General features: G+C 53.9%; 22 protein-coding genes and 1 tRNA gene. 11 read left to right on the top strand and 12 right to left on the bottom strand.

The window, feature by feature from the left end:
* Positions 1 to 36 precede the first annotated feature (36 nt).
* Positions 37 to 1,119, bottom strand: coding sequence for a DUF6456 domain-containing protein (locus tag ACR0JI_RS12010; protein WP_480472465.1), 1,083 nt, complete (start codon positions 1,117 to 1,119; stop codon positions 37 to 39).
* 241 nt (positions 1,120 to 1,360) lie between these two features.
* On the opposite strand from ACR0JI_RS12010, the gene ACR0JI_RS12015 reads away from it, so the two are divergent.
* Complete coding sequence (locus ACR0JI_RS12015; RefSeq protein WP_480472463.1) at positions 1,361 to 1,660, top strand: DUF6477 family protein; 300 nt, start codon at positions 1,361 to 1,363, stop codon at positions 1,658 to 1,660.
* Here ACR0JI_RS12015 and ACR0JI_RS12020 read toward each other — a convergent pair whose 3' ends face one another.
* Positions 1,661 to 3,205 (bottom strand): trimethylamine methyltransferase family protein, encoded by a 1,545-nt coding sequence (locus tag ACR0JI_RS12020; RefSeq protein ID WP_480472461.1) that lies wholly within the window; start codon positions 3,203 to 3,205, stop codon positions 1,661 to 1,663.
* Between the two features lie 301 nt (positions 3,206 to 3,506).
* Here ACR0JI_RS12020 and guaA point away from each other — a divergent pair, with 301 nt between their 5' ends.
* The 10 genes from guaA (at position 3,507) to ACR0JI_RS12070 (ending at position 15,146) form a co-directional block, all read left to right on the top strand.
* Entirely contained in the window at positions 3,507 to 5,066 is a 1,560-nt protein-coding gene (gene guaA, locus ACR0JI_RS12025) for a glutamine-hydrolyzing GMP synthase (RefSeq protein WP_480493303.1), read from the top strand.
* A 68-nt stretch (positions 5,067 to 5,134) separates the two neighbouring features.
* A complete protein-coding gene (locus ACR0JI_RS12030; protein ID WP_480493305.1) occupies positions 5,135 to 7,225 on the top strand; it encodes an acyltransferase family protein in 2,091 nt (696 codons plus the stop codon).
* A 266-nt stretch (positions 7,226 to 7,491) separates the two neighbouring features.
* A complete protein-coding gene (locus ACR0JI_RS12035; protein ID WP_480493306.1) occupies positions 7,492 to 8,397 on the top strand; it encodes a DMT family transporter in 906 nt (301 codons plus the stop codon).
* Positions 8,398 to 8,521: 124 nt separating this feature from the next.
* Complete coding sequence (locus ACR0JI_RS12040; protein WP_480472453.1) at positions 8,522 to 9,685, top strand: OmpP1/FadL family transporter; 1,164 nt, start codon at positions 8,522 to 8,524, stop codon at positions 9,683 to 9,685.
* Between the two features lie 100 nt (positions 9,686 to 9,785).
* Positions 9,786 to 10,682: a DMT family transporter gene (locus ACR0JI_RS12045; protein ID WP_480493308.1), complete on the top strand. Its 897-nt coding sequence runs from the start codon at positions 9,786 to 9,788 to the stop codon at positions 10,680 to 10,682.
* Positions 10,683 to 10,729: 47 nt separating this feature from the next.
* Positions 10,730 to 11,602 carry an ATPase gene (locus tag ACR0JI_RS12050; RefSeq protein WP_480493309.1) on the top strand — a complete coding sequence of 291 codons (873 nt, stop codon included), beginning with the start codon at positions 10,730 to 10,732 and terminating at the stop codon, positions 11,600 to 11,602.
* A gap of 36 nt (positions 11,603 to 11,638) precedes the next feature.
* Entirely contained in the window at positions 11,639 to 12,556 is a 918-nt protein-coding gene (metA, locus tag ACR0JI_RS12055) for a homoserine O-acetyltransferase MetA (protein ID WP_480493311.1), read from the top strand.
* Positions 12,546 to 13,499 carry an alpha/beta fold hydrolase gene (locus ACR0JI_RS12060; protein ID WP_480493313.1) on the top strand — a complete coding sequence of 318 codons (954 nt, stop codon included), beginning with the start codon at positions 12,546 to 12,548 and terminating at the stop codon, positions 13,497 to 13,499. The genes metA and ACR0JI_RS12060 overlap by 11 nt, the downstream gene beginning before the upstream one ends.
* A gap of 49 nt (positions 13,500 to 13,548) precedes the next feature.
* Positions 13,549 to 14,418, top strand: a complete 870-nt coding sequence (ppk2, locus tag ACR0JI_RS12065; protein ID WP_480493315.1) for a polyphosphate kinase 2 — start codon at positions 13,549 to 13,551, stop codon at positions 14,416 to 14,418.
* A 113-nt stretch (positions 14,419 to 14,531) separates the two neighbouring features.
* Complete coding sequence (locus tag ACR0JI_RS12070) at positions 14,532 to 15,146, top strand: TetR/AcrR family transcriptional regulator (RefSeq protein WP_480476721.1); 615 nt, start codon at positions 14,532 to 14,534, stop codon at positions 15,144 to 15,146.
* Positions 15,147 to 15,152: 6 nt separating this feature from the next.
* Here the strand turns inward: ACR0JI_RS12070 and ACR0JI_RS12075 are convergent, their stop codons facing one another.
* The 10 genes from ACR0JI_RS12075 to ACR0JI_RS12120 form a co-directional block, all read right to left on the bottom strand.
* On the bottom strand, positions 15,153 to 16,211 hold the full coding sequence (locus tag ACR0JI_RS12075) for an adenylate/guanylate cyclase domain-containing protein (protein WP_480472441.1): 1,059 nt from the start codon (positions 16,209 to 16,211) through the stop codon (positions 15,153 to 15,155).
* Positions 16,208 to 16,576 (bottom strand): group I truncated hemoglobin, encoded by a 369-nt coding sequence (locus tag ACR0JI_RS12080; RefSeq protein WP_480493317.1) that lies wholly within the window; start codon positions 16,574 to 16,576, stop codon positions 16,208 to 16,210. Before ACR0JI_RS12080 ends, ACR0JI_RS12075 begins: the two co-directional genes overlap by 4 nt.
* Positions 16,577 to 16,808: 232 nt before the next feature.
* Positions 16,809 to 16,898: transfer RNA gene (locus ACR0JI_RS12085), tRNA-Ser, on the bottom strand.
* Between the two features lie 142 nt (positions 16,899 to 17,040).
* Positions 17,041 to 19,467 (bottom strand): DUF3772 domain-containing protein, encoded by a 2,427-nt coding sequence (locus ACR0JI_RS12090; protein ID WP_480493318.1) that lies wholly within the window; start codon positions 19,465 to 19,467, stop codon positions 17,041 to 17,043.
* The gene (locus tag ACR0JI_RS12095) at positions 19,467 to 20,501 is read right to left on the bottom strand and encodes a cysteine synthase A (RefSeq protein WP_480493319.1); all 1,035 of its coding nucleotides are present in this window, start codon (positions 20,499 to 20,501) and stop codon (positions 19,467 to 19,469) included. Before ACR0JI_RS12095 ends, ACR0JI_RS12090 begins: the two co-directional genes overlap by 1 nt.
* A gap of 68 nt (positions 20,502 to 20,569) precedes the next feature.
* A complete protein-coding gene (locus ACR0JI_RS12100) occupies positions 20,570 to 21,685 on the bottom strand; it encodes an NUDIX domain-containing protein (RefSeq protein ID WP_480493321.1) in 1,116 nt (371 codons plus the stop codon).
* Between the two features lie 27 nt (positions 21,686 to 21,712).
* Entirely contained in the window at positions 21,713 to 22,153 is a 441-nt protein-coding gene (locus tag ACR0JI_RS12105; RefSeq protein ID WP_480493323.1) for a TrgA family protein, read from the bottom strand.
* 11 nt (positions 22,154 to 22,164) lie between these two features.
* Positions 22,165 to 23,376 (bottom strand): class I SAM-dependent methyltransferase, encoded by a 1,212-nt coding sequence (locus ACR0JI_RS12110; protein ID WP_480493325.1) that lies wholly within the window; start codon positions 23,374 to 23,376, stop codon positions 22,165 to 22,167.
* Between the two features lie 69 nt (positions 23,377 to 23,445).
* A complete protein-coding gene (locus ACR0JI_RS12115) occupies positions 23,446 to 24,870 on the bottom strand; it encodes a cryptochrome/photolyase family protein (protein ID WP_480493556.1) in 1,425 nt (474 codons plus the stop codon).
* A gap of 48 nt (positions 24,871 to 24,918) precedes the next feature.
* Complete coding sequence (locus tag ACR0JI_RS12120; protein ID WP_480493327.1) at positions 24,919 to 26,145, bottom strand: aminotransferase class V-fold PLP-dependent enzyme; 1,227 nt, start codon at positions 26,143 to 26,145, stop codon at positions 24,919 to 24,921.
* Between the last annotated feature and the right edge of the window lie 110 nt (positions 26,146 to 26,255).

Raw genomic sequence — 26,255 nt, forward strand, 5'->3', positions numbered from 1 at the left:
AAAAAGGCCCGTTTTAACGGGCCTTTTTTTGTACCTTCAGCCAATCATGCGGTCGCGTTCAGCCTGATCCCGATAGTGACGTTTCAGCCGTTGTAACGCGATCCGCAGAACAATCTTTCCGGATCGTGCCGACCAACCCATGCGTTTTTCCGCCAGTTCCAACCCTTCGAGATAGCAACAACACCGCAGGGCAACATCACTTAGTCCGGGGCCAAGGTCAGACAGGGCCCGCGCCACGCGGTCCCGCGCATCCGATGATCCCTTTCCTCCGTGGCTTTCACTGTCATAACTGCTGCGGCCACCAGCCGTTAAAAACCGCTCCCAGTTCTGTGAAACCTGAGGACCAATCTGCGCCAACTCGAAATCTTCGCGCAACCGCTCTCCTGCGCTGACAAGCGATTCATCCAGAAAAGGCTTGCCATCGCGGTCACGTCTGCGTGCAAGGGCAACCAACGGGCTTTCCGTGGCGCTATAGCGAATGCGCCTGATCCGGTCAGTCGCCCCACCCGATGTTTTTGCCTGAAACAACGACTGAGCTTCGGCAAATCCGACTTCGGTACCCACGCGCGCCTTGTTTTCCGCTTTTGCGATCAGGTGGCTCAGTGCCGTTCGGCCAGCCGCAGAAATTCTGTACCGTGAAATGCGACCGGGGTTATCGCAGGAAATCCAGTCCTTTAAGGCCAGAGCCTGAGCGATCTCGCAATCGACGACCGCGGTTCTGGTCGCTCCGGCGTTGCCGGTGTCACGAACGACTACCGCTTTGTCCATTTCTTCAGCCACGGCAAGAACCGAACCTGTCTCGCTCAGGCGGCGCAGAATGCGCAATGCCTCTCTTTCGAACGCCTCTTCCTGGGCAGCTTCATCCGCGATCACGACCGAGTCGCCTGCGTCGTCGGGCATGGAAAAATGTGTTTCTGCCAGCGACTGCAACGCCGCATCCACCAAAGGATCGTCACGGCGCATCTCGATACGCCGGATTTGCCGGAGGATGGTTGACGCATGGCAACCTGCCGATCTCGCGATATCGCGGATCGAGCGTCCGGTTTCGGTATGAGCAAGGTATCTTTGCGCCCCCTCTGGAACCCATGCCGGAATGGTGAAAGCCATGTTGTTTTCCATGATTATTTGCCCTCGTCGACAAAACAAAATGTCACTTTTCGCCCTCGGATAGCGGGTTAACCAAATCTAACTAGAGGTCCATTCGTTACTCGTTCGTTAACCGCACAAGGCACGAACCAGATTTGATTCAAAAAGATAAACAGTCGTGAAACCATCGTTCGGAGAGGCTGTCACGCAGGCAACACCCGCTTAGGTTGTGCATTAAATAGTCCGGTAAACCTTCAGACACAGGACACGTAAGATGCAGGACCTGATGACAATGATCTCAACGCTTCACCGCCCACGCATGTTGGCAAGAGCCGCCAATTTCGGAGCGAGAGAGTACAACCGGGACAGGCATTTGCAACGTATTCTGGGATACGGGTCATTGCCGGGTTCAGGTCAGGCCCTACTGCGACTGATGGAGATGGAAAAAGAGGTGAATGAACTGCGCAAAGAAGATGATGCCGCATACTCTCTGGTCCGGCATCTCGACATTCTTATCGCGCTGTTGGGTGAGGCGCGGCTGTATCAAGCCAACCGCGCCCCGGTCCTTCAATAATTAGGAAAACGCATCCGGCATGGAGGCCTTTTTCTCGGCGATATAGGCTTCCAGCGCTGCGGCTGTATCCGGCTCCATATGCGGTTGCTGATAATTCGCCAGCAGGTGTTCAACCCGCACAGAGGCTAGAGCCCGCGTATCACGCGCACCTTCTTCCTGCCAGGTTTCATATGGCTTGTAGTCCAGCAGATCGGACTTCCAGAACGATTCCTTGAAGTTCGCCTGCGTGTGGGCGCATCCTAGATAGTGCCCGCCGGGGCCAACTTCCCGGATCGCATCCATGGCCTGCGCGTTGTCATCATAGGCCACGCCCTTGGCCAGCGAATGCAAAACGCCCAACTGGTCGGCATCCATAACAAATTTCTCGAAGTCGGCCACCAGGCCACCTTCCAGCCAGCCGCAGGCATGCAGCATGAAGTTCACGCCAGCCAACAGACCCATGTTCAGCGAGTTCGCTGTCTCATAAGCCGCCTGCGCATCCGGAAGTTTCGAGCCGCAGAACGACCCTGCGGACCGATACGGCAAGTTCAGACGCCGCGCCAGCTGACCCGCGCCATAGGTGATATGCGAAGCTTCCGGCGTACCGAAGGTCGGCGCGCCAGAATTCATGTCGATCGAGGTCACGAATGCCCCAAAGATCGCGGGAGCACCAGGACGGACGATCTGGCTGTACGCCACACCGGCAAGAACCTCGGCCAGAACCTGGGTCAAAGTACCGGCCACCGAGACCGGCGCCATCGCACCGCCCACAATAAAGGGCGAGATGATGCAGGCCTGATTGTTGCGGGCATAGACTTCCAGCGAGCCCATCATCACATCGTCGAATGTCATCGGCGAGTTTATGTTGGTCAGCGACGTCATCACCGTGTTTTGCTGGACGAATTCCTTACCGAACAGGATTTCGCACATTTCAACCGAATCCTGCGCCCGGCTGGGATCGGTCACCGAGCCCATGAAAGGCTTGTCCGACAGAGTCATATGCGCCTTCAGCATATCCAGATGGCGCTTGTTCACCGGAATGTCGGTCGGTTCACACACCGTACCGCCCGAATGGTGCAGCCACTTGGACATATAGGCAAGTTTCACGAACTTGTTGAAGTCGTCCATCGTCGCGTAACGACGGCCGCCTTGTGCATCGCGCACGAAAGGAGGGCCGTAAACCGGGGCCAGAACCATGTTCCGGCCACCAATCACGACCGACTTCTCGGGGTTGCGGGCATGTTGGGTGAACTCGCTGGGCGCTGTTTTAATCAGCTCACGAGCAAGGCCGCGCGGAATGCGCACGCGTTCACCGTCGATATCCGCACCCGCGTCGCGCCAGCGTTCCAGAGCGGCAGGGTTATCAACAAAGTTAACACCGATCTCTTCCAACACGGTTTCCGCGTTGTTTTCAATGATCTCCAGTGCCTCTTCGTTGAGGATTTCGAAGTTCGGAATGTTGCGTTCGATGTATTTCGCGGTCTCGATACGAACTGCAGTCCGCTCGGCACGGCGGGCAGCGCCACCGCCACCTCTCGCCCTGCGCCGGGTGTTTGCCTCAGTCATGAGAAGATCCCGTGTTGTTGGTTAGATTGAGCGTTTGATACAGGTTTGCCGGGGCGCAAGCATAGGGATTGCGGCACGTTGGGGGGAAAAGCGACATTGCCGCGCGGCAATCCGGCGAACCGGCCGCCAAGGGTGAAATCTGGAATTGGAAAGCGTACCCTTCTGCCCTGTCCATGTGCGCCGACGGAGCCACCGGCGGAAACCCTCGTGTCAAAAATCATTGCAGTGATCTTTTTTGATTCCCGCGCTGGAATCGGACCTCGCTCTTGCGAAATGTGCGGGCTTGCCCTAAGGCGCTGACATGACCCAGACATCCCACGACCGCCTTCTGATCATCGACTTCGGCAGCCAGGTTACGCAGCTTATTGCCCGCCGCCTGCGTGAGCTGAATGTCTATTGCGAAATTCACCCTTACCAGAATGTCACGATGGATTTCGTGCGGGAAATGGCCCCGCGCGCGGTGATCTTCTCGGGCGGGCCGGACAGTGTGATGCGCGAGGGCTCGCCCCGTGCTCCGCAAGAGATTTTTGACTATGGCGTGCCGATTCTGGGCATCTGTTATGGCCAGCAAGTGATGATGCACCAGCTTGGCGGCAAGGTCGAAAGTGGCCATGGCACCGCCGAGTTCGGTCGGGCTTTTGTCACGCCAAAAGACGAACTGGAAATTCTGAAGGGCTGGTTTGACGACGGGGATGAACAGGTCTGGATGAGCCACGGTGACCACGTCAGTGAAATCGCGCCGGGATTTCAGGTCTTTGGCACATCGCCCAACGCGCCCTTTGCGATCACAGCCGATCCAGCGCGCCATTTCTATGCCGTGCAGTTCCACCCCGAGGTGCACCACACGCCCAAGGGCGCGAAGCTGTACGAGAACTTCGTCAAGCTGGCCGGTTTCAAGGGCGACTGGACCATGGGGGCCTATCGCGAAGAGATGATCCGCAAGATCCGCGAGCAGGTTGGTGACAAGAAGGTCATCTGCGGTTTGTCGGGCGGCGTTGACAGCTCGGTCGCGGCGATCCTGATCCACGAGGCGATTGGAGACCAGTTGACCTGCGTCTTCGTTGACCACGGGCTGTTGCGCAAGAACGAGGCGACAGAAGTCGTCGGCATGTTCCGCGACAACTACAATATCCAACTGATCCACGCGGACGAATCCGAACTGTTCCTTGGCGAGCTTGAAGGGCAAAGCGACCCGGAGACCAAACGCAAGATCATCGGCAAACTGTTCATCGACGTGTTCCAGAAACACGCCGATACCATTGAAGGGGCCGAGTTCCTGGCCCAGGGAACGCTTTATCCGGATGTAATCGAATCGGTGTCATTTTCGGGCGGTCCTTCTGTAACCATCAAATCGCACCACAATGTCGGTGGCTTGCCGGAAAAGATGGGCCTCAAGCTGGTCGAGCCCTTGCGAGAGCTGTTCAAGGATGAAGTGCGCGCTCTTGGCCGCGAACTTGGTCTTCCGCAGAGCTTCATCGGACGCCACCCCTTCCCCGGCCCAGGTCTGGCAATCCGCTGCCCCGGTGAAATCACCCGCGAAAAACTGGGTATTCTACGAGAAGCGGATGCAATCTATATCGACCAGATCCGTAAACACGGCCTCTATGATGACATCTGGCAGGCTTTTGTCGCCATCTTACCAGTGCGCACCGTAGGCGTCATGGGCGACGGGCGCACCTATGACTACGCCTGTGCGCTGCGGGCCGTCACATCTGTCGATGGCATGACCGCGGACTACTACCCGTTCAGCCATGATTTCTTGGGCGAAACGGCAACGCGGATTATCAACGAAGTCAAAGGCATCAACCGGTGCACCTATGACATCACATCGAAACCTCCCGGCACCATCGAGTGGGAGTAGCTCAAACAACCCAACTTATTGTTTATATTGATTTTTGTGGCTAGCAAGTTGTGAACCAAGTGAACCAAGTGAACCAATCATCTCCTAACAAGTCATCCTATCGATCTGAAATTGATGGTTTAAGAGCATTTGCTGTCTTATCCGTTGTAGCCTTTCACGCCTTTCCTAGTTGGATAAAAGGTGGGTTCATTGGTGTTGATGTCTTTTTCGTAATTAGTGGTTTTTTAATTACTAGTCACATATTTGAAAATTTAGACAAAGGGCAATTTAGTTTTACTGACTTTTTTGGTCGTCGTATTAGACGGATATTCCCAGCCCTTATACTTGTAATGGCTTGCTCATTGGCTTTCGGTTGGTTTACATTACTAGCGGACGAATTTTCTCAACTCGGTAAGCACGTCGCGAGCGGTGCTGCGTTCATTACAAACTTTATTTTGGTTGATGAGAGTGGTTATTTCGATACTGCCTCAGAAACCAAGCCAATGCTTCACTTATGGAGCTTAGCTGTTGAGGAGCAATTCTACATTGTTTGGCCACTAGTACTTTGGCTTGCTTGGAAGCGTAGGTTTGATTTACTTACGATTACAATCTTAGTGGCTTTGATCTCGTTTTATTTAAACCTGCGTTTTGTTAACTCATATCCGACAGAAACCTTTTTTTGGCCGGTGGGGCGTTTCTGGGAGCTTTTAAGTGGAAGTGTTCTAGCTTGGCTTCTCTTGTATAAATCAGAGGTACTTAACCGATTTAAGCTATGGGTTGATAAGGTCGCAGTCAGAATTATTCACCCAAAAGAAGTTAAAGCCGATGGCTCAACTACATCTAATCTGATGTCACTTATCGGATTACTATTATTGGCTTATGGCGTAATCCGCATTAATGAAAGTCTTTCGTTTCCTTCAAAATGGGCTCTAATTCCAGTTTTAGGGGCTGTTTTAATAATCGCTAGTGGTTCTAAGGCTTGGCTGAACCGCGTATTTCTAATGAATCCGATAGCTGTTTGGTTTGGGCTCATTAGTTATCCATTATATTTGTGGCATTGGCCGATTTTATCCTTCCTTCAGATTGTTGAAGGAGAAATGCCACATAGAGATGCTCGAATTCTTGCTGTTCTGCTTGCTGTTCTACTAGCTTGGCTTACCTACAAACTTGTGGAAAGTCCTATTCGATTTGGCTACTTGAAGCATAAGGTGAGTGCTGTTTATATAGCTGTAGTGCTCTTTTTCATAGGTGCTGTTGGCTATTACGTTAATAATGCTGATTGGTCCGAGACTAGGGGTTATGAAGATGTAGTATTTCCCCGCAAAGGTTTTGAACACGGCTTCGGCTCTTCTTTGAATTGGTATAAAGGTAAAGAAGGTTGGCTATTCTTAGGAAACCAATTTGATCAAACGGTAGCTAAACGTAGATTATTTTCCGAACCTTCAAGTCAAAATATATCGAATGAAGTTGCCAGATTTGAGGCTTTAGCTAGACAAGGTATGGAATCGAATACTAAGGTTGCTCTTTTGGTGGGACCAAATAAATCTAGTGTTTATACTGAGTATCTACCCAATGAAATGAATCCTTCAGAACAAAGGTATAGCACTTTTTTTACTGATAGATTGAAAGATATATCAAATCTTCTGGTTGTAGATCCAACTGATTTTCTAATCGGTGCTAAATCGAAAGAGGGAATTCTTTATTGGCGGACAAATACACATTGGAATCAAAAAGGTTCGTACCTAGCCTTTAAATCTCTGATGGAAGGACTATCCCTGAAAACTCCAAGCGTTGATTTTGTTCAGAGCGGTACAACACATAGAGGTGATCTGATAGATATTAGTAAGTTAAGTGATTTTCCATTAAGTGATGGTGATGATTGGCGCTTTAAGATACTCAGAGAATCAAAAATTTCTAAAGAGGAATTTAATGGCCAACCAAAAAGTTCTTTTGGATGGAATGGAAAGGTTTTGAACACCAAGGCATTAAACGATATGTCTGTTTGGGTGATTGGGGATTCCTTTACATCAGCAATCAGACCCTATATTGAAGCATCTTTTAGGGATGTTCGATATATCGGCCATTGGAGCCCCAAACTAAACTCGCTGCCGTCAGAATTGGCGTCGTCTGCTGAAAAACCAGATTTAGTTTTGGTTGTAAGGGTTGAAAGATCCTTTTAGAAAAATCTTTCAATCACCTTGTCACTAACGCTTTGATATTATCGAGTGGGAATGACCAGCAGATGCCTGCGAAAAACCTAACTGATTGAGCTGCAAAACGTCCTTCTCGTTCAAGCTATTGTTCAGGGCAGTCATCTATACGACCTTGAATCTGGTGCACCTTCGACGTTTGAATAGCCGGGCAAACCTAGCCTGCTTATCATAAGCGCTTGGCCTTGCGGTCTTTTGGCAGCGCGGCCCCGCAACGAACCTGATGGACGCCCGAAATGAGCCATGCGCAGAAAGACGTAATCAAGGCCGGTCTATGGATGACCGGCGCGATCGCCTCATTCTCTTCCATGGCGGTTGCAGGGCGTGAACTGAGTTCTGCGCATGATACCTTTGAAATCATGATGTATCGCAGCATCGTTGGGTTCGTTGTTGTTGCAACTGTCCTGACTGTGACTCGCAACTGGCAGCAAGTTTCGACGGAACGGCTGGGATTGCACGCCTTACGAAACACCTTACATTTCACGGGGCAAAATCTCTGGTTCTACGCCGTGGCAGTGGCTCCCTTAGCGCAGGTATTCGCGCTGGAGTTCACGCAGCCGCTTTGGGTAATCCTGCTCTCGCCGCTGTTTCTGAACGAACGGTTGACGCCGCTCAGGTTGATAGCGGCGCTTATCGGGTTTTCGGGCGTTCTGATCGTCACACGCCCAGGTGCTGCCCCCCTGAGCCCCGGCTTAATAACAGCAGCGGCATCTGCGGTATTCTTCGCGTTTACAACGATTACCACCAAGAAGCTCACGCGATTTGCCAGTATTGGGTGTATCGTTTTCTGGCTGACTGCAATGCAAGCAGTCCTTGGGGCCACAGCCGCTGGCATCGACGGTCAGATTGCGCTTCCGACAATGCAAACCGCGCCCTACTTGATTCTGGTTGGGTTGGCGGGTTTGCTGGCGCATTTCTGTATTACCAATGCCCTGTCTATCGCCCAGGCAACCGTCGTCATTCCCTTTGATTTTGCACGCCTTCCGACAATCGCGGTGATCGGGATGCTCCTCTATCACGAGCCCATCGACCATTGGGTGTTGATCGGCGCCGCTATCATCTTTGCAGGCATTTTCCTGAACATCTGGTCCGAAAATCGTAACAGTTTAGCAACAGTTCAGAACTGTAGTGGCAACAAGTAACGCACCGTCACCAGTTGACCTTAAACTAACTGAAAAGAAAGTATCGCGCATTACACACGGGTAGGCGATGGACTCACTCAATTCTTCGCCAGGCAAATACTCGAAAAAAGTTCGGGAGGACAGAATGAAAACAACACTACTCGCAACGTGCGCTTTGTGCGTTGGAGCAACGGCTGGTTATGCAGGCGGTCTGGACCGCAGCGGTCAGGGTATCAACCTGATCTTTGAAGAAGGCTCTGCAGTTCAGTTTCGGTTGGGGTATACCGACCCAAGCGTAACAGGCACGATGCCAGACTTTTTTGGCACAAACGGTGGCCAACCCGTTGCTTCCGGCGAAGTTGCAAACGACTTCTTTACGCCACACTTGGGGTACAAAACGGCGCTTACGGAAAAGCTTGATTTCGCGCTGATCTACGATCAACCCTACGGCGCCGATATTCAGTACGCGAGCACGTATCCCCTGTCTATCAACCCAATTCCCGGCGGTCGGACCGACAGCCTGAGGGCGACAGCGGATACAGATGCCATCACTGCACTGCTGCGCTACAAATTCGATGGCGGATTCAGTGCGATCGGTGGTATTCGCGCGCAACGCGTCGAGGCTTCGATAACTGTTCCGATTACCGCAGGCTATCAGGTGGATACCAGCGCTGATACCGCATTCGGGTATGTCGTTGGTGTCGCGTGGGAAAAACCCGAAATCGCCGCACGTGTATCGCTGACTTACAACTCCAAGATCAGCCACGACCTTTCGCAGACAGAATCGCTCAATCCGCCTCCTTTCCCACCAATTCCACCGGGGACTGTGGCAACGTTCAACACCACAAGTGAGATTGAAACGCCCCAGTCAATCAACCTGGATTTCCAGACTGGCGTGGCGCCCAAGACATTGTTGTTTGGCTCGATCCGTTGGGTCGACTGGCCACAACTTGTGTATAATCCGCCAAACTATCCGCCGACCAGCAACCTGGTTGACTATGACGACGCCACGTTCACCTACTCGCTGGGTTTGGGTTATCAGTTCTCGGAAGAGTTTTCTGGTGCTGTGACACTGGGCTACGAAACTTCCCAAGGTACGCCGGTTTCGAACCTCGGTCCGACAGATGGGTTCTGGAGCATCGGTCTGGGTGGCACGTATTCGCTTGAGAAGGCAAAAATCTCGGGCGGTGTTCGTTATACCGACATCGGGGATGCCACCGCGAATGGTGCTGGTCCCGCGGCACGTGGTACGTTCACAGGCAACAGCGCCTGGAGCGTTGGTTTCCAGATCACATACGCTCTGAACTGATCTGAGTAATCTTATGTAACTGTAAAGCCCCGCAGTTTCTGCGGGGCTTTTTCGCATGAACCGGGTCGCCGTTGGTTAACATCAATGAAAAAGTGCCCGCATGAACAAACAAAAACACCTCTCTCTCCGCGCCTGGGCCGAGCTTTTGCTCCTTGGACTGATCTGGGGCGCCTCCTTTGTTTCCATCCGGGTCGCTCTGGACACGCTTCCCGTGATGACCTCGGTTTTGCATCGCACATTCTGGGCCATGCTGGTTTTGTGGCTGGTAACTTGGATCAGGGGGATCAAAGTGCCGCGCGCGCCCCGTATCTGGGGCACTTTTCTGGTCATGGGGCTGTTGAACAACGTCATCCCCTTCAGCCTGATGGCTTGGGGGCAGCTTTACATTGACACGGGTCTGACGGCGATCCTGAACGCGGCGACTGCGATCTTCGGCGTTTTGATAGCAGCACTGTTTTTTCGCGACGAGCGATTGACAAAAACCCGGCTACTGGGTGTCTGCCTGGGCTTTCTTGGTGTCTCAATCGCGATTGGAGTGCTGAACTTCTTGAGTTTCAGCCTGCAAAGCACAGCTCAGATTGCAGTGTTGGCCGGAACAGTTTCCTACGCATGTGCCGCGGCTTGGGCGAGGCAGACATTATCGCACCTTCCCCCGGTGATTGCCGCCGCCGGTATGCTGACGGCTTCGACAGTGCTGGTATTGCCAATAACATTAGCAGTTGATGGAGTACCCAGCTTGGCGCTACCCGCAATAACCTGGGTGGCCATCGGGTACTATGCGATTGTCGCAACAGCCGGCGCATATCTGCTTTACTATCGGGTTTTGGCAATGGCCGGCAGTGGCAATCTGATGCTGGTCACACTTGTCATACCTCCGGTCGCTATTGTTCTGGGTGCATTGCTGCGCGAAGAGTCCCTGCCCCCTAACGCCTTTCTGGGCTTTGCCGTTCTGGCGATTGGCCTTTTGGTTCTGAATCGTTCGCCCCGGCCCAATTGACGCCGTGCGCTGCCCGATTTAGCTAGGGCAAAAAAGGACAGCGCAAAATGATCTACACCTCAGCCAATGACTGGCGCACGGCAAGCCGAAAGAAAGTGCTGTTCTTTGGCATGTCGGGGTTGGGCAAGACCTACGTATCCAACATCCTCAGAGATTCCGGGAACTGGTTCCACTACTCGATCGATTACCGGATCGGCACGCGCTATATGGGCGAGTACATCACCGACAATGCCAAGGCCGAGGCCATGAAAGTTCCGTTCTTGCGTGAACTGCTGTTGTCGGATTCGATCTATATCGGTTCGAATATTTCATTCGCCAACCTGACACCTGTTGCCGCTTATCTGGGCAAGCCGGGAAACCCCGATCTGGGCGGCTTGGACATGCCGGAATACCGCCGCAGGCAGGAACAGTTTCGCTTGGCCGAAATTCATGCGCTGCTGGACACCGAATACTTCATCGACCGCGCCGAGCGTCTGTACAAATATCCTCACTTTATCTGCGATACGGGCGGATCCATCTGCGAGTGGGTAGATCCCGAAGACCCAAGGGATCAGGTTTTGTCCGAACTCGCGCGGCACACCCTCATGATCTGGCTGAAGGGTGACGAGGGTCACACAGCCGACCTTGTGCGCCGTTTCGACAAGGCCCCAAAACCCATGTCCTATCAGGCTGATTTCCTGACACGTTCCTGGACCGAGTATCTGGATCAACACGGCTGTACAGAGGCCGAGGTCAACCCCGATGATTTTGTCCGCTGGACCTATGCGCAAGCCCTGGCCCATCGTCAGCCCCGGTACGAGGCGATGGCAAAGAACTGGGGCGTGACGATTGATGCCAATGACATCGGCAAGATCCGCGATGCGGCCGATTTCGATGAGTTGATCGAACGTACCCTTGAGGCCAGACGCAATAACGCCTAACTACCAGTTTTCCCTAATCTCTTCGAAGTCAGACACATGCCCATCAAAATCCCCTCAGATCTGCCCGCTTTCGACGTCCTGAACAAAGAGGGCGTTATGGTCATGTCCGAGGATCAGGCAATGCGTCAGGATATTCGCCCCCTGCGCATCGGGTTGCTGAATCTGATGCCGAAGAAGATTCAGACGGAAAACCAGTTTGCGCGCCTGATCGGCGCAACCCCGTTGCAGATCGAACTGTCTTTGATCCGTATGACGGAACACCAGACAAAAACCACCGCCGCCGAGCATATGTCCGAGTTCTATCAGCCTTTTCAGGAGGTCAAGGACCATAAATTTGATGGCCTGATCATTACTGGCGCGCCAATCGAGCATCTGGAATTTGGTGACGTCACCTATTGGGATGAAATCAGCGAAATCTTTGACTGGACTCAGACAAACGTACATTCAACCTTTGGAGTTTGTTGGGGCGGGATGGCGATGATCAACCATTTTCATGGTGTCCGAAAACACATGCTGGATGCCAAGGCCTTTGGCTGTTTCCGTCACCGCAACCTGAACCCTGCATCACCTTTTTTACGTGGGTTCTCTGACGATTGCGTTATCCCGGTCAGCCGCTGGACGGAAATGAAACAAGATGAGATCGACGCCGCGCAGGGTTTGACGACCCTGCTGGGCAGCGATGATGTGGGCCCTTGTCTGGTCGAAGATCCCAGCCACCGCGCGCTGTATATCTTCAATCATTTTGAGTATGACAGCGACACGCTGAAACAGGAGTATGATCGCGACGTCGCCAATGACACGCCCATCAACGTGCCGATCAACTACTATCCGGATGATGACCCATCCAAGACACCTCAAAACCGTTGGCGCAGCCACGCGCATCTTCTTTACGGAAACTGGATAAACGAAATCTATCAGACTACGCCTTTTGATATGAGCAAAATTGGCCACTAAAACCTTGATATCCTTTGGCCTCATCATTCTGGGCCTTGCCGTTGTGACTGCGTGGCGCAGCGCCCGGAACGAAGCACAGGCAGAAGTGGCTTTCCCACCCGAAGGTCAGATTCTTGATGTCGACGGGATCGCCGTTCATGCGGTTGTCATAGGGAATGGGCCGGATGTTGTCCTTCTTCACGGCTCAAGCGGCAACACCCGCGACATGACCTTTGCGCTGGCACCCATTCTGGCGGAAAACTACCGCGTCATCGTTTTTGATCGGCCCGGCCTGGGGTTTTCAGAAAGTTTCAACCCAGACGGTGAAACGATCACGGAGCAAGCGGATATCCTGCAAAAAGCTGCTGCCCAACTTGGGGCGGACAAGCCTGTCGTTGCGGGCCAAAGCTATGGTGGTTCAGTGGCACTTGCATGGGCGGTCACAAGGCCCGACGACCTCTCAGCACTTGTTCTGATCGCACCCGCCGCCATTCCGTGGGAAACGCCGCTGGATGGGTTTAACCAATTAGCGTCTACCACGCTCGGCAATACGCTCGCCCTGCCTCTGATTTCTTCCTTTGTGCCCGATTGGTACGTAACGCGGGCATTGGACAGTGTATTTGCGCCCCAATCGGCCCCCGCTGGATATGCTGAACATTTTGGGCCCGGCCTGACCATTCGGCGCAGTTCCATGCATGCAAATGCCAAGCAACGGGCCAACCTATTGGATGAGATAACCCAATTGCAGCCGCGATACGGTGAGATTTCAGTGCCAACCGAAATCGTTCACGGCACCGCCGATGACACTGTCGGCCTTGAATGGCATTCGCAACGTCTGATCCAGCAAATCCCGCAGGCCGAACTGGTCGCGTTACCGGGGATCGGTCACATGCCGCAGGTTGTCGCAGCGCCCGAAGTTGCTGCCGCAATTGATCGTGCAGCGCAGCGTGCAGGTTTGCGTTAATCCAAGCTCTAATCCATAGTCGGATATGGGTTTTATCGCGAGGTGACATATGGCTCGGACCGAAAAAGGTTCTATCGAGAAGTATTTTCAGGATAGCGCGCCCAAAGCTATGCGGGATGAGATCGAGAATTCGAAGAAAGGCGATATCCTGAACCCGACCTACCCATATAGCGAGAAGATGAAACCCAAGGACTATGAAGAGCAGATGGAACTGCTCCAGATCGAGCTGGTCAAAATGCAGTCTTGGGTCAAGGACACGGCGCAACGGATCGCCATCATCTTCGAAGGCCGCGATGCTGCCGGTAAGGGCGGAACGATCAAACGGTTTCGCGATAACCTGAACCCGCGCGGCGCGCGCAATGTGGCGCTCAGCAAACCCTCGGAAACTGAACGCAGTCAATGGTACTTTCAGCGCTACATCCCGCACCTGCCTGCAGCCGGCGAGATCGTGTTCTTTGACCGCAGCTGGTACAATCGCGGCGTGGTCGAAAACGTCTTTGGTTTCTGCACCCGGGAAGAGCGCGAGCGGTTCTTTCGTCAGGTTCTGCCGCTTGAAACGGGTCTGGTCAATGATGGCATCAAACTCTTCAAGTTCTGGCTCAATGTCGGGCGCGCTGAGCAACTAAACCGTTTTCTGGCCCGTGAAACCGACCCGTTAAAGCAATGGAAACTCAGCCCGATTGACGTGGCAGGGTTGGACAAGTGGGACGAATACACACAGTCGATTTCGGAAACTCTTACCCGGTCACACTCAGACATATCTCCTTGGACAATAGTCCGGTCCGACGACAAGAAACGCGCCCGTCTTGCAGCAATTCAATCGGTCCTGCACACGCTGGACTATGATGAGAAGGACGCAAAAAGCATTGGTAACATTGATCCCCTGATCTGCGGTGGTCCGGATGTCTGGGAAGCGTAGGTTGCGTTTTCGCCCTGCCCGGCCAAGGCTTTCAAGGGCAAGTGTTGGACGACCGGGTGTATTTGGTCTATCCCCTTGTCTTCCAATACCTAATCGAAGAACCTGAGGCCGGGATGTCGAAACGCGGTTATCATCACGGAAACCTAAAGCAAGCTCTGATCGAGGCAGCCTTGTCCCTGATCGAAGAAAAGGGGCCGACAGGTTTTACGTTATCTGAAGCCGCCAAAACCGCTGGCGTAACACCAGCCGCAGTCTATCGCCATTTTGAAGGGCGCGAAGACCTTATCGCCGAAGCCGCACGGCAGGGATTCGAGATGTTTGCGGACCTGATGCAATACGCTTATGACACAGGCCAACCCTCTGCCCTATCCGCCTTCGAAGCAACCGGGCGGGCCTATCTGGCTTTTGCCCGGAAGAACCCCGGCCACTACATCGCCATGTTTGAAAGCGGAATTTCGTTGAATCGCACCCCAGAATTATCCATGGCCGCCAATCGGGCCAAATCGGTTCTCGAGAAAGCAGCCGCTGACTTGTCGCAACATATTCCACCAGAAAAGCGCCCGCCCGCGTCGATGTTCAGCGCGCACATCTGGGCGATGAGCCATGGCGTGGTCGAATTATACGCGCGCAATACCGGGGCGACGTCTCCCTTCCCCCCGGAAGACCTGCTGGAAAGCGGCATTGGTATCTATCTGCGAGGGCTGGGTCTGATCCCGCAGGACGACTGACACCTTTCAAAAAGTTCGACTGCTTTGCGGTAAGCTCAGCCCGGACGTAACGTTGATAAGATTCATCTCGCCCATTCCCTTTATGTCGACACGTCCCAGGTCCGAGACCTGAAACTCGTCAATCAGGGCGTATTTCATCTCTTCCGGCGCAACTATTTTCATAGGATTGGCGAATATTTGCAGTCGGGACGCGATATTTACCGCCGGACCGAAAACGTCGTAGACGTATTTCTGAATGCCCACGACAGACCCGACTGCGGCCCCCATGCCCAAACCGATCCGGGCCTGCCATTTGTGCGGATGGCTTTCGTTACGGCGTTCGAGATAACGCAGGAAACGTACCGCGCAATGGGCCACTGCCGTCGCGTGATCGGGTGTCGGGTCAGGCATGCCTGAGACCGCAAGATATGCGTCACCAATTGTTTTGATCCTTTCACACCCGAATTGTTCAACGATCCTGTCAAACGCCGTGAAAATGTCGTTCAACTCACTCAGGGTCACTGTCGGGTCGGTCTTGGCCGCGAAATCGGTGAAACCCACAAAGTCCAGCATGACCACAGACACCTGCTTGTAGAGCTGCGGAGTGACAACACCGAATGTCTTGAATTCTTCATAAACCGCCCGTGGCATCAAGTTCAAAAGCAGGCGTTCAACCCGTTCTTTTTCGCGTTCCAGCTCTCGCGTGTTGCGTTCGACCATGGTGGAATAGCTGTCGATCATACTTTCCAGCTCGCGAATGCGCGTGATGTTCTGGCATTCGACAATCAGAACCTGCTCTGACAATCCGCTTGCCAACGAAACTGCGACCGCAAAGATCAAGGTCCGCCGCTTTGGTTTGATCTGCAACTCAACCGAATATCTCAGGCCCGATTGCTTGACGTCTTCCAGTTCTTTGGGATCAAGGGCAGGCAGAATGTCCGTAAGAGTACTGCCGTTCTCGGGGGTTCCAAACCACTCTGCGAAAGGTCCGTTATGAAACACGAACTGAAGATCCGAGGCGCGCACCACGGCAATGCCGACACCGATGGCGCGTAACAGCTGTTCGTTTATTGCATGAATGCTCATGCCGCGTTTCGGGCGACGATAATTGAACGCTTCCCTTCAATTGCAGCCAGCGCGGTTTTGATATCCTGATCGGACATACCATGCACGCTCAGCGCTTCGCCAAACAGCTCAGCCATCACATCAAATTCGTCGTGTGAAATACCCAGATGCCTGTGAACGGCTTCGATCCTGTCATCACTGAATGACGCCGGTCCGCCAATCAGGGACGATACGAATTTCGTCTGATGATCAATCAGCCGAGGCATGTCGATATCTTCAAAATAATGGCCGATATCATCCGAATCCAACGCCATTTCATAGAAGGTCATCACGACACGGCTGATCGTTTTGAAGCCACCGTATTTGTCATAAAGCGTTTGTGTCACACGAAAACCCAAGCGATACAGAACAAAAACACTATAACTCTATATCAAATTGATATTTTTGTTAATGTTTATGGTGTTTTTTATTTTCCGGCTTACCGGGTATTCTTTTAAGGGAAAGCAATAGCGACCAGGGTACACGATCCTGGGCTTTCGGAAATCTGGCGTGGTTCACGAAACTGCGTTGCACAGCCAAGACGCCGGGGCAGACATAGTTCTCTGTCAAAAGTGGTAATGGCGGAGAGACAGGGATTCGAACCCTGGAGACGGTTCCCCGCCTACACACTTTCCAGGCGTGCGCCTTCGACCACTCGGCCACCTCTCCGTGCCGGCGATGTTTGGACCAATGTCATGGAATTTGCAAGGCCCCAATTCGGTGAAATCACGGGAAAGATCAATTAAATCCGGTCGCCTTTCCGGTGTGCCAAACCACCGGAAAGGCTACTCTTCAGCTTTCGGACAGGTCGTCAAAATTCATCGCCAGCGTCGGGGTCCAGATCAGATTCGGTCAGTTCAACTGGCTCTCTTGTCGTCAACTCATCTGCCTTCTGTTTGGACGCAGAACCAGCAGCTTTCACCTTGTTTGAGGTCTGCAAAGCTTCGGGATTACGCAACCAGATATCACGCTGTGCAAACGGCACCTCGATGCCTGCTTCAAGGAAGCGTCGGTTGATTTCGTGGTTCATGTCGGATTTGACGGACAGAACCCAGTTCACATCCCGCAGGATCGCCCTGATTTCAAAATCCAATGCATCCGCTCCAAACCCCTGAAACACCACACTGGGCGCCGGGTTGGCCAAAACCATCGGGTGGTTGTTCGCAACCTCACTCAGGATGGTCTCAACCAGACGCGTATCAGTGCCATATGCGACGCCGACCGGAACAATCACCCTGCCGATTGTATTGCCACGCGTATAGTTGGTGACAACACCGCTGATCAGGTCCGAGTTGGGAATGATCACATCCGATCTGTCGAACGTCTCGATACGGGTCGAGCGGACGGAAATGTCACGTACGTAGCCCATCATCCCGTTCACATCAATCCAGTCACCCTTGGAGATTGGCCGTTCCACCAGAAGGATGATGCCGGACACAAAGTTGGACACAATCGTTTGCAGGCCAAAGCCAATACCGACAGACAGTGCACCAGCAACAATTGCCAGCGATGACAGGTCGAACCCCGCGACCATGATCGCTGCCAACGCAGCCAGAAAGATCCCGATATACCCCGAGCCAGCGACAATCGCATTCTGCCCGCCCGGATCGATGCTGGTTTTGGGCAACAGCGAGTTGCGCAACCCGCTTTGCAACAACCGTGTCAGCGTATATCCGATTGCGAAAACAGCGATAAATGTCAGGAAATTGCTGGGCGAGATCATGACACCGCCGATGTCAAAGCCAAGCAGCAGACGTGACCACACCTCAAGCAGGTCCGTTTCGCGCGCGCCCCAGTATATTGCCAGAACAGGCAGCGCGACGATGGCCAGTGCAAAGCCCACCAAGACTGAAAAAAGAGAGTCGCGCGCAGCGTCGCCCTGCCCTGTGATCCATCCGTATATCTGACTGACGAACCGTTGAAAAATCGCCAGTGCGGCAATCAGAACCAGCGTTTTTACCGCCGGAAACACGATCGCTTCGGCCGCATTGGTATACCCGGCGATTGCCAGAACGGGAGTTGCAATCCCCAGCAGGAACATGGCCTTGCGCAGGAATTCCAACAACTGGCTGAATCCGGCGGCCCGGGTAGACGCCGCCTGGTCCAGCAGGCGGTCGTTCGTTCGGGTCTGCCGCACGCGGAGCAAAAGCAATGCCGTTCCGACGATCACGGGAAAGCTAATAACCGCACGGGTCGCATCCGAGACGTTTTCGATCTGCTGAAACAGAAGCGCCAGTTCGTGCAGGATCAACATCAAAGCCAACAGATCAATGTATATCCGCAATTCGGTAATCCGAGCAGCAGACAGGCGCTTGAATCCTTGTGAAGCGCCAATCACGTAAATCTGTCGGCCAATCCAGTCGTAGAAGAAGGCAATTGCCGCCCAGTAGGGGATTTTTTCCAGCAACAAACTGCCTCGCAGACCCGGAATACCCGAAAGACTGATCGCGGCGATGGCGGCAACGACACCGATCCATGGCAACAGAATCCGCAACAGAGAAATGATGAAGGACCAAACACCAGTGCCCGCTCCGCCCAGCAACCTCAGATAGTCGCCGCCCCGCTCGGACCAACGTTTGCCGAAGATCAGTAAAACCGCGGCCAAGATCACCAGAAACAGGATTCCCAAGCCACGATCACGGATACGTTCTTTCACTACGTCCGAACGCAGGTTGGTAAATGTTTCATTTGTCAGGCTCAGAAGCGCCTCTTTTACGTCTTGCCATGCAGGTCCCCAATATACGGGGTTGATCGGTGACGGCCCGCGCTCAAAGAATTGTTTTGTCTGCCGCGTCCGGATGATCCGATCGATTTCACTGATCAATCCATTTGCACGGGTATACGCTTCTTCGGAAATGATGCGCGGCACGCGCAAACTGTTGAGCTGCTCATTAAGATGAGTTCGCAATTTAGCGATGTCCTCAGGTTCGGCCGCGTCCCCTTCGGGTTTCGGACCAAGCGCCTTGATCTGGCTTTCCAGCGTTGTGATACGGTCTGTGTTGGCGCTGCGTGCCTTGTTAAAGTCCTCTCGGTAACCGTTTATTTCAGAACGTAAATTCTCAAACGCAGCGTTTGACGCACGGTTCGCTTCAATCACGGACTCGGCACGGTCAGCCGTTTTTATCCAGCCCCGGTAATACTCACTTTGCCTGTCGGTCAGCTGCGCGACAGCACCGCCTGCGAGCCCGACAAGACACAGGAATACCAGTGTCAGAAACAGGCGAACCTGCCCCGGCATCACACGTCCTCGAAAACGCCGGGAATGCTGCGCGGTGCTTCAGTCATCCAATCCGGCACCGGCAATTCTTTTTCGCGCAGGAAATCCGGGTTGAACAGCTTGGACTGATACCGCGTGCCATAGTCGCAAAGGACAGTCACAATCGTGTGGCCCGGCCCCATTTCCTTGGCCAGACGCACGGCGCCCGCCATGTTGATCGCGGTTGACCCGCCCATAACCAGCCCCTCTTCACGGAGCAGGTCAAAGATATAGGGCAACGCCTCGGTGTCAGTAATCTGATAGGAATGATCCGGCGTGAACCCTTCCAGGTTCTTTGTTATCCGCACCTGTCCGATACCTTCGGCAATCGATCCGCCCTCCATCGCGATTTCACCGGTGGTGTAGTAAGAGTAGAGACCCGCACCCATAGGATCGGCCAGACCGATTTTCACCCCCTTGGGCTGTAACGCTTCGGCAACCCCGGCCAACGTACCGCCCGACCCGATAGCACAGATAAACCCGTCGACCTTACCTTCTGTTTGTTCCCAGATTTCGGGTCCTGTGGTTTCAACATGGGCCTGACGGTTCGCCACGTTGTCAAACTGGTTGGCCCAGATCGCCCCATTAGGTTCCGTCTGCGCCAATTCCTCGGCCAAACGGCGGGAATAATGCACGAAATTATTGGGGTTGCGATAAGGTGCAGCCGGAACTTGAACCAGTTGTGCACCTGCCAGCCGCAGCATGTCTTTCTTTTCTTCCGACTGGGTCTCCGGGATCACAATCACGGTCTTGAACCCCATTGACGCACCCACCAGCGCCAGGCCAATACCGGTATTGCCCGCGGTGCCTTCCACAATGGTGCCGCCAGGCTTCAAATCGCCCCGCGCAATGGCATCACGGATAATAAAGAGTGCAGCACGGTCCTTGACGGATTGACCGGGGTTCATGAATTCGGCTTTGCCGAGAATTTCGCAACCAGTTTCTTCACTGATGCGGCGCAGCCGGATCAACGGTGTTTTTCCTACTGCGTCAGCAAGATCTCGTGCAATGCGCATGATGGCCCCTTGTCGTTTTGTACCATCGAAGATTTACAGCCGCACCGCCGCGACCACAAGCGGGATAGTCACCCGCGCAATCTGTCCCGATGGCGGGCCAGCCAATAAGCCAGAGACACCAATTGTAGATCCTTGAAAACATGGCGATCCGTCATGTCTATGAATTCGTCGAACGGCAAGATTTGACTGCGGATGTCTTCACCTTCTGTGTCCAGGCCGCCAGTGATTGTGGTGTGCGTCAACTCACCCAGACCAACATAAAGATACATGAACCCGGTGGAAGATCCGCTCGAGGTATAGGCCCCGCCGGCATATTCCAGCCTGTCAAAACGAATACCCGCCTCCTCCATCGCCTCGCGATGCGCGGCCTGTTCGGGTGTCTCGCCCGGATCAATCATCCCGGCCACCGCTTCCCAAAGCCAGGGTTCCGGATCGTTGTTCAGGAAAACCGGCGGTCTGAACTGTTCCACGATCAAAACGGTATCACGGACCGGATCATAGGGCAGAACGCCGACCGCACTGCCCTGCAACAAGCTTCCACGGCGCAGCACCGGACCCATGCTGCCGTCATGCCGCCGGTGTTGCAGATCGATTTCCTCCATCCCGAAATAATCGAGATACACCCGGTCATGGCGATGCACGATCACGTCTTTTGCAATGTCCCGCGGATCACCGGTTCGCCGCTGCCCGGCCATAATCTTCGACCAGGCACGCGTTTGAGTGGCGCGAATACTGCGGGCCATGACCCGGGGGGCGACCTTCCCGAAATAGGCCATCTCTTCCTCAGCTGCGAGCGTTGTGAGTTCGCCCAATCTGTCCGCCCAGTTCTGAAGCGACCACAAATCACCCGGTCTCCAGGCATCGGGTGCCGGAAAAAAGACCTGCGCTTCGGCCTCGGTCCCGTCTTCTAATTCGACTTTCAAAGGCTTCAGACCATAGTCGAAAGACCCTTCGTAATAATCCAGCCTGGCCAGATCCTCAGGCGACAAGTCCTGCACGAGCAACCCTTCGGCACTGGCGCCTTCCGTTTCCAGGATCATCGGGAAATCCTGCCCCTGAACAGAATGGACAGCATGGCCTCGAAGTCGGGCGGGCCGTGCTTTGCTTTCGCTCAGAGGATGACCAAGAACGCGTTCCAACAACGGCAAGTGCCGCAGCGTTCCATAAAAAAACAAATCAGACAAATTCGATCTCTCTTGTAAGGAAACGGATCAGCGCCACGAACGGTTGGCCTGTTCTGTGGCCAGCCCCGAGACAACGGCACCAATTAGGAATGCAATCAGGATTTCCGGATAAATCAGCAGCTTACTATACTCAATCCCGATTTTGAAAATGGCCAGTATGGCCTCGAACGGGCCACCGTAACGATTGCGCATGGCAAGCCGGAACATTTCATAACAGCCCTGCACGAACAGCGCCCAGAAAATCATCGAGGCGACACCAGTCAGCCCATTGTTGATCGCAGCAGTCCAACCGCGCCCGGCCCGCTTACCCATGATGCCCCACCCGCAAACCGCACCAAGGGCCATGTTGACCACGGTAAAGTACCCATAATCCTTACCTTCTTCACCGTTTTCGATGATCATGCCAGAGACAATGAAGGCCAGCACGATGAGGCAAATGGCGGCTACGAGACGCGAGGCAGTGGGCATATAACGGTCCGTCAGTTAACTTGCTTTACTACGGTGATCTGTGTCACATCGCAATTGCGCGTGTCAAAGGCTGCGCCACAGGCAGTCAAATAATAATTCCACATGCGGCGAAAACGCTCATCAAACCCCAAATCTGCGATCTGTTCCCATTTTGCGTTGAACGTTTCATACCATCTCCGCAGTGTCAGATCATAACTTTTGCCGAATTCTTTCGACTTCACCACATTCAGACCGGCCTGATTGATCTGCTGCCGCAGGATCGAAGGTGATGGGAGCATTCCGCCCGGAAAGATGTATTTCTGAATGAAATCTACACCGTTCTTGTAGTAATCCCAGCGGTGGTCACCCACCGTTATGATTTGCAAGGTCGCTTGTGCCCCCGGCTTCAGTCTCTCACGAACGGTTTCAAAATAAACCGGCCAGTATTTTTGGCCCACCGCCTCGAACATCTCGATTGAGGCGATGCCATCATATTGTCCACGCTCGTCGCGATAGTCCTGCAACTTGAACGTCACTTGATCCGAAAGCCCTGCTTTTTCAATACGCTCTTTCGCATATTTAAATTGTTCCTCACTGATCGTAAGGCCGGTTACATGCAGGCCCCGTTCTTTCGCGGCATATTCCGCAAAACCGCCCCATCCGCATCCGATTTCCAGAATATGGTCGCCGGGTTTGGCCCCCATCTCATCGACAAGGCTGGCGTATTTGGCAGTTTGCGCCTTCTCCAGACTTTCTTGCCCGGTCTCAAAAATGGCACTGGAATAGGTCATCGTGTCATCCAGCCACAAACCGTAGAAGTCGTTACCCAGATCATAGTGGTACGAGATATTCTTCTTCGCCTGCGTCCTGTTATTACGGTGAAGCCAGAACCGTAGCCGTTCATAGGCCTGAACAAGAAATTTCCCAGTAAATCCGTCATAAACGGTCTCAGACCCCAAATGGACCAGATCCATGAATGAGCGGAGGTCTGGCGTGCTCCAATGTCCCTCAAGGTAGGCATCAGAAAAACCCAGTTCGCCTTCGCGGATCAGGCGGGCAAAAACATCTCCGTTGTGAATGTCGATCTGGGCGACGGGCCCTGCCTTGGGCCCTTCAGCGCGAAAAGTGCGGCCATCGGGCAATGTAATGTCCAACCGCCCCGACTCCATTCGGGTCAGCATCTTGAAGACCTGGGCGAAATACCTGGGCAGATCCGACTGCCCCTCTGTCGTCGTCAGCACCATCCGCTCTCCCCTCTGCGGTACAGTTATCAGGCTAGGGCGCGATTTTGTTTCTGGCAAGTTTTCAGTTCCTTAGTGGGATTTTCGGCTTTCATACGCACGCAAGGCGCGGTTTCGACCGTCCGCCAGTTTCACGACAGGTTCGGGATAATCCGCCTGCGGGCACAGGTTCCATGACCGGGGAACCGCAGCAAAATAAGAAAGCGCAATGTCACTGGGTTTCGTCTGGCCTTCGGCGATCCAGCGCCGCAGGTAAGACCCTTGCGGATCAAACTTTTCCGCCTGCGTTTGAGGGTTGAATATGCGAAAGAAAGGTGCCGCGTCGGGGCCTGACCCAGCAACCCACTGCCAGCCCATGGTGTTACAGGCCGGGTCCCAGTCAATCAGGCAATCCTCGAACCAACTCATCCCGATTTTCCAGTGTGTCATCAGATGTTTGGTCAGGTAGCTGGCAACAATCATCCGGGCCCGATTATGCATACGGCCTGTCACATACATCTGTCGCAGGCCAGCATCGACGACAGGAATTCCGGTTCGGGCCTGCCTCCAGGCGGCAACTTCAGGATGGTGCGGATCGACGTTCCAGGGGAAATCATCCCATTCCGCTTTCCAGTTTTCGGTCAGCAGATGCGGTGAGTGATACATCAGGTGATAGGCAAACTCACGCCAGACCATCTGCCGCAGAAATGCCTCAGTGCCGGGGGTTCCTATCATCGCAGCCTGTTGAACCCTGTGCCAGACTGTACGTGGCCCGATCTCGCCCAATGAAAGGTATTCTGACAGGTTTGATGTTCCTTCCAGATCCAACCGGTCACGGTCAGTGGAATAACGGGGGATATGGTCGAGAAAGTGCTCAAGGCGATCGTGGGCGACCTGCTCGCCGGGTTGGACATGGGGACGCACGATTGCAGCACCCCGATTCATGTCCGCACCCATCTGCCAGGTGCTTAGTCTGTCACTGGAAGGCCAGGTCGCTGGCGCTGCCAAGCGTGACACCAACGCATCCGGCGCGGGCACGTCCCGCCGCTGAACCGCGCGCCACATAGGGGTGTAGACACGAAACGGCTGGCCCTGTTTTGTTGTTACCGTCCAGGGCTCAAAAAGCAAATGACCGGAAAAAGACTTTGCGCATACCCCCAGTTCGGTCAGAGCCGTTTTGATCTGTGTATCGCGTGTGATCGACGCCGGATCATAGGCCCGCGACCAATAGACAGCCTTTGCGCCCGTCTCTTTGACAAGTGTCCGCAATTGCTCAAGCGCATCGCCACGCCGCAGGATCAGACGGCTACCAAGCCTCGTCAGAGCGTCGCAAAAGACCTCCAGACCCAACCCCAACCGCCATTTTGGGGCCGCGCCAAGGTGTTGCACAAGAAGGTCATGAACAAAGACTGGTATGATCGGACGGCCGCTTGCAACAGCAGCAGTCAATGCCGGATGGTCCGACAGGCGCAGATCCCGTCGGTACCATAAGATGATCGGAGACCGCTCGTTTTCCATATCCACCCTGAGGTTTTCTTCGTTCTACGAAGCCCCAAGCTGAGTGGATCACAAAACGTGTTCAAGCGCCTCCAAAAGCTGATCAATCTCCTGCTGCGAGGTATAATGTGTAAAGCTGACCCGCAAAACGCCCTGTGCCAGATCCACGCCCATCGCTTGCAATGGGCGCACAGCATAAAAGTCGCCTCCCCCCGCCATAACACCGTATTGCGCCAGTTCTGCTGCAACTGACTCAGCGGGACGGTTCAGCGACAGCGCTACCGTCGGCGCACGCCGGGTGGCATCTGAAGTGCCGATCAGACGTACCGCGTTGCGGTCCTTTACCGCATCCAGAACCGGTTGAAGTAAGGACACCTCATGCGCGCGCATCAGGTCATGGGCAAAGGCACCCTGTTCTGCTGCGCCCATGTCAGGCCCGCCGTGATGAGCACACAGAAGCTCGACGTAATCGGCCATACCTGCACTTGCCGCAATCTGAGCATGGTCCGGGCCTGCCGGGGTAAAGCGCTTGTAAAGAACGTCGGCGTTGAAGTAGTGCGCTTGGTTGGGTAGCAACTCTCCCAGTGTTCGGCGAATGACCATGCAGCCTTGATGCGGGCCGTAAGTTTTATAGGCTGAAAACAGATAGATATCCGGCCCCAGATCGCCAACATTCGGAAACCCATGCGGGGCATAAGATACGCCGTCCACGCAGACAAATGCACCAGCCGCGTGGGCAATCGCAGTGATCTCGGTGACCGGGTTAATCTCTCCCACGACATTGGAACAATGCGGGAAACAGACCAGACGCACTTTTTCGTCCAGCATATTTTCCAGATCCTGCGGGTTCAGTGATCCGGTTTCAGGATTGATCTGCCACTCCCGCACTTCAATCCCTGCCTCGGCCAGACGACGCCATGGGCCCGAATTTGCCTCGTGATCCTGATTGGTCACGACAATCGCCTCGCCAGGTTTCATCCATTGCCTGAACGCCTGTGCCAAAACATAGGTGTTTTGAGTTGTCGATGGGCCAAAGCTCAGCTCATCGGTTTCAACACCCAGTATGGCGGCCATGCGCGTGCGTGCCTCATCCATCTCTGCGCCTGCAAGACGGCTGGCCTCGTACGGGGCGTAGGGCTGAACCTTTCGCTGTGTATAGAACCGAGTCAGACAGTCGATCACCGGCTTGCAGGTATAAGACCCGCCCGCGTTCTCAAAAAACGCCTGTCCTTTCAGGCTGGGTTCGGAAAAAGCCGGAAACTGTGCCCGAACGAAATTGATATCCAGAGAGCTCATGCCTCATTGCTCCTTAGTTGTGCTGTCATATCAACAAGATGCCCGCTCATGTTTCCGGACATCTCAGAAATCATGGCAGGTCTTCCAGCCCAGCCTGTGCTTGCGTCATG

This window comes from Ruegeria sp. N10 (assembly GCF_056531545.1).

Coding starts and splice junctions, on each gene's coding strand:
- ACR0JI_RS12010 (WP_480472465.1), bottom strand. CDS start 1,119: ATGGAAAACAACATGGCTTTCACCATTCCGGCATGGGTTCCAGAGGGG.
- ACR0JI_RS12105 (WP_480493323.1), bottom strand. CDS start 22,153: ATGCCCACTGCCTCGCGTCTCGTAGCCGCCATTTGCCTCATCGTGCTG.
- ACR0JI_RS12075 (WP_480472441.1), bottom strand. CDS start 16,211: ATGAGCATTCATGCAATAAACGAACAGCTGTTACGCGCCATCGGTGTC.
- metA (WP_480493311.1), top strand. CDS start 11,639: ATGCCCATCAAAATCCCCTCAGATCTGCCCGCTTTCGACGTCCTGAAC.
- ACR0JI_RS12040 (WP_480472453.1), top strand. CDS start 8,522: ATGAAAACAACACTACTCGCAACGTGCGCTTTGTGCGTTGGAGCAACG.
- ACR0JI_RS12035 (WP_480493306.1), top strand. CDS start 7,492: ATGAGCCATGCGCAGAAAGACGTAATCAAGGCCGGTCTATGGATGACC.
- ACR0JI_RS12090 (WP_480493318.1), bottom strand. CDS start 19,467: ATGCCGGGGCAGGTTCGCCTGTTTCTGACACTGGTATTCCTGTGTCTT.
- ACR0JI_RS12070 (WP_480476721.1), top strand. CDS start 14,532: ATGTCGAAACGCGGTTATCATCACGGAAACCTAAAGCAAGCTCTGATC.
- ppk2 (WP_480493315.1), top strand. CDS start 13,549: ATGGCTCGGACCGAAAAAGGTTCTATCGAGAAGTATTTTCAGGATAGC.
- ACR0JI_RS12020 (WP_480472461.1), bottom strand. CDS start 3,205: ATGACTGAGGCAAACACCCGGCGCAGGGCGAGAGGTGGCGGTGGCGCT.
- guaA (WP_480493303.1), top strand. CDS start 3,507: ATGACCCAGACATCCCACGACCGCCTTCTGATCATCGACTTCGGCAGC.
- ACR0JI_RS12015 (WP_480472463.1), top strand. CDS start 1,361: ATGCAGGACCTGATGACAATGATCTCAACGCTTCACCGCCCACGCATG.
- ACR0JI_RS12045 (WP_480493308.1), top strand. CDS start 9,786: ATGAACAAACAAAAACACCTCTCTCTCCGCGCCTGGGCCGAGCTTTTG.
- ACR0JI_RS12120 (WP_480493327.1), bottom strand. CDS start 26,145: ATGAGCTCTCTGGATATCAATTTCGTTCGGGCACAGTTTCCGGCTTTT.
- ACR0JI_RS12115 (WP_480493556.1), bottom strand. CDS start 24,870: ATGGAAAACGAGCGGTCTCCGATCATCTTATGGTACCGACGGGATCTG.
- ACR0JI_RS12110 (WP_480493325.1), bottom strand. CDS start 23,376: ATGGTGCTGACGACGACAGAGGGGCAGTCGGATCTGCCCAGGTATTTC.
- ACR0JI_RS12095 (WP_480493319.1), bottom strand. CDS start 20,501: ATGCGCATTGCACGAGATCTTGCTGACGCAGTAGGAAAAACACCGTTG.
- ACR0JI_RS12050 (WP_480493309.1), top strand. CDS start 10,730: ATGATCTACACCTCAGCCAATGACTGGCGCACGGCAAGCCGAAAGAAA.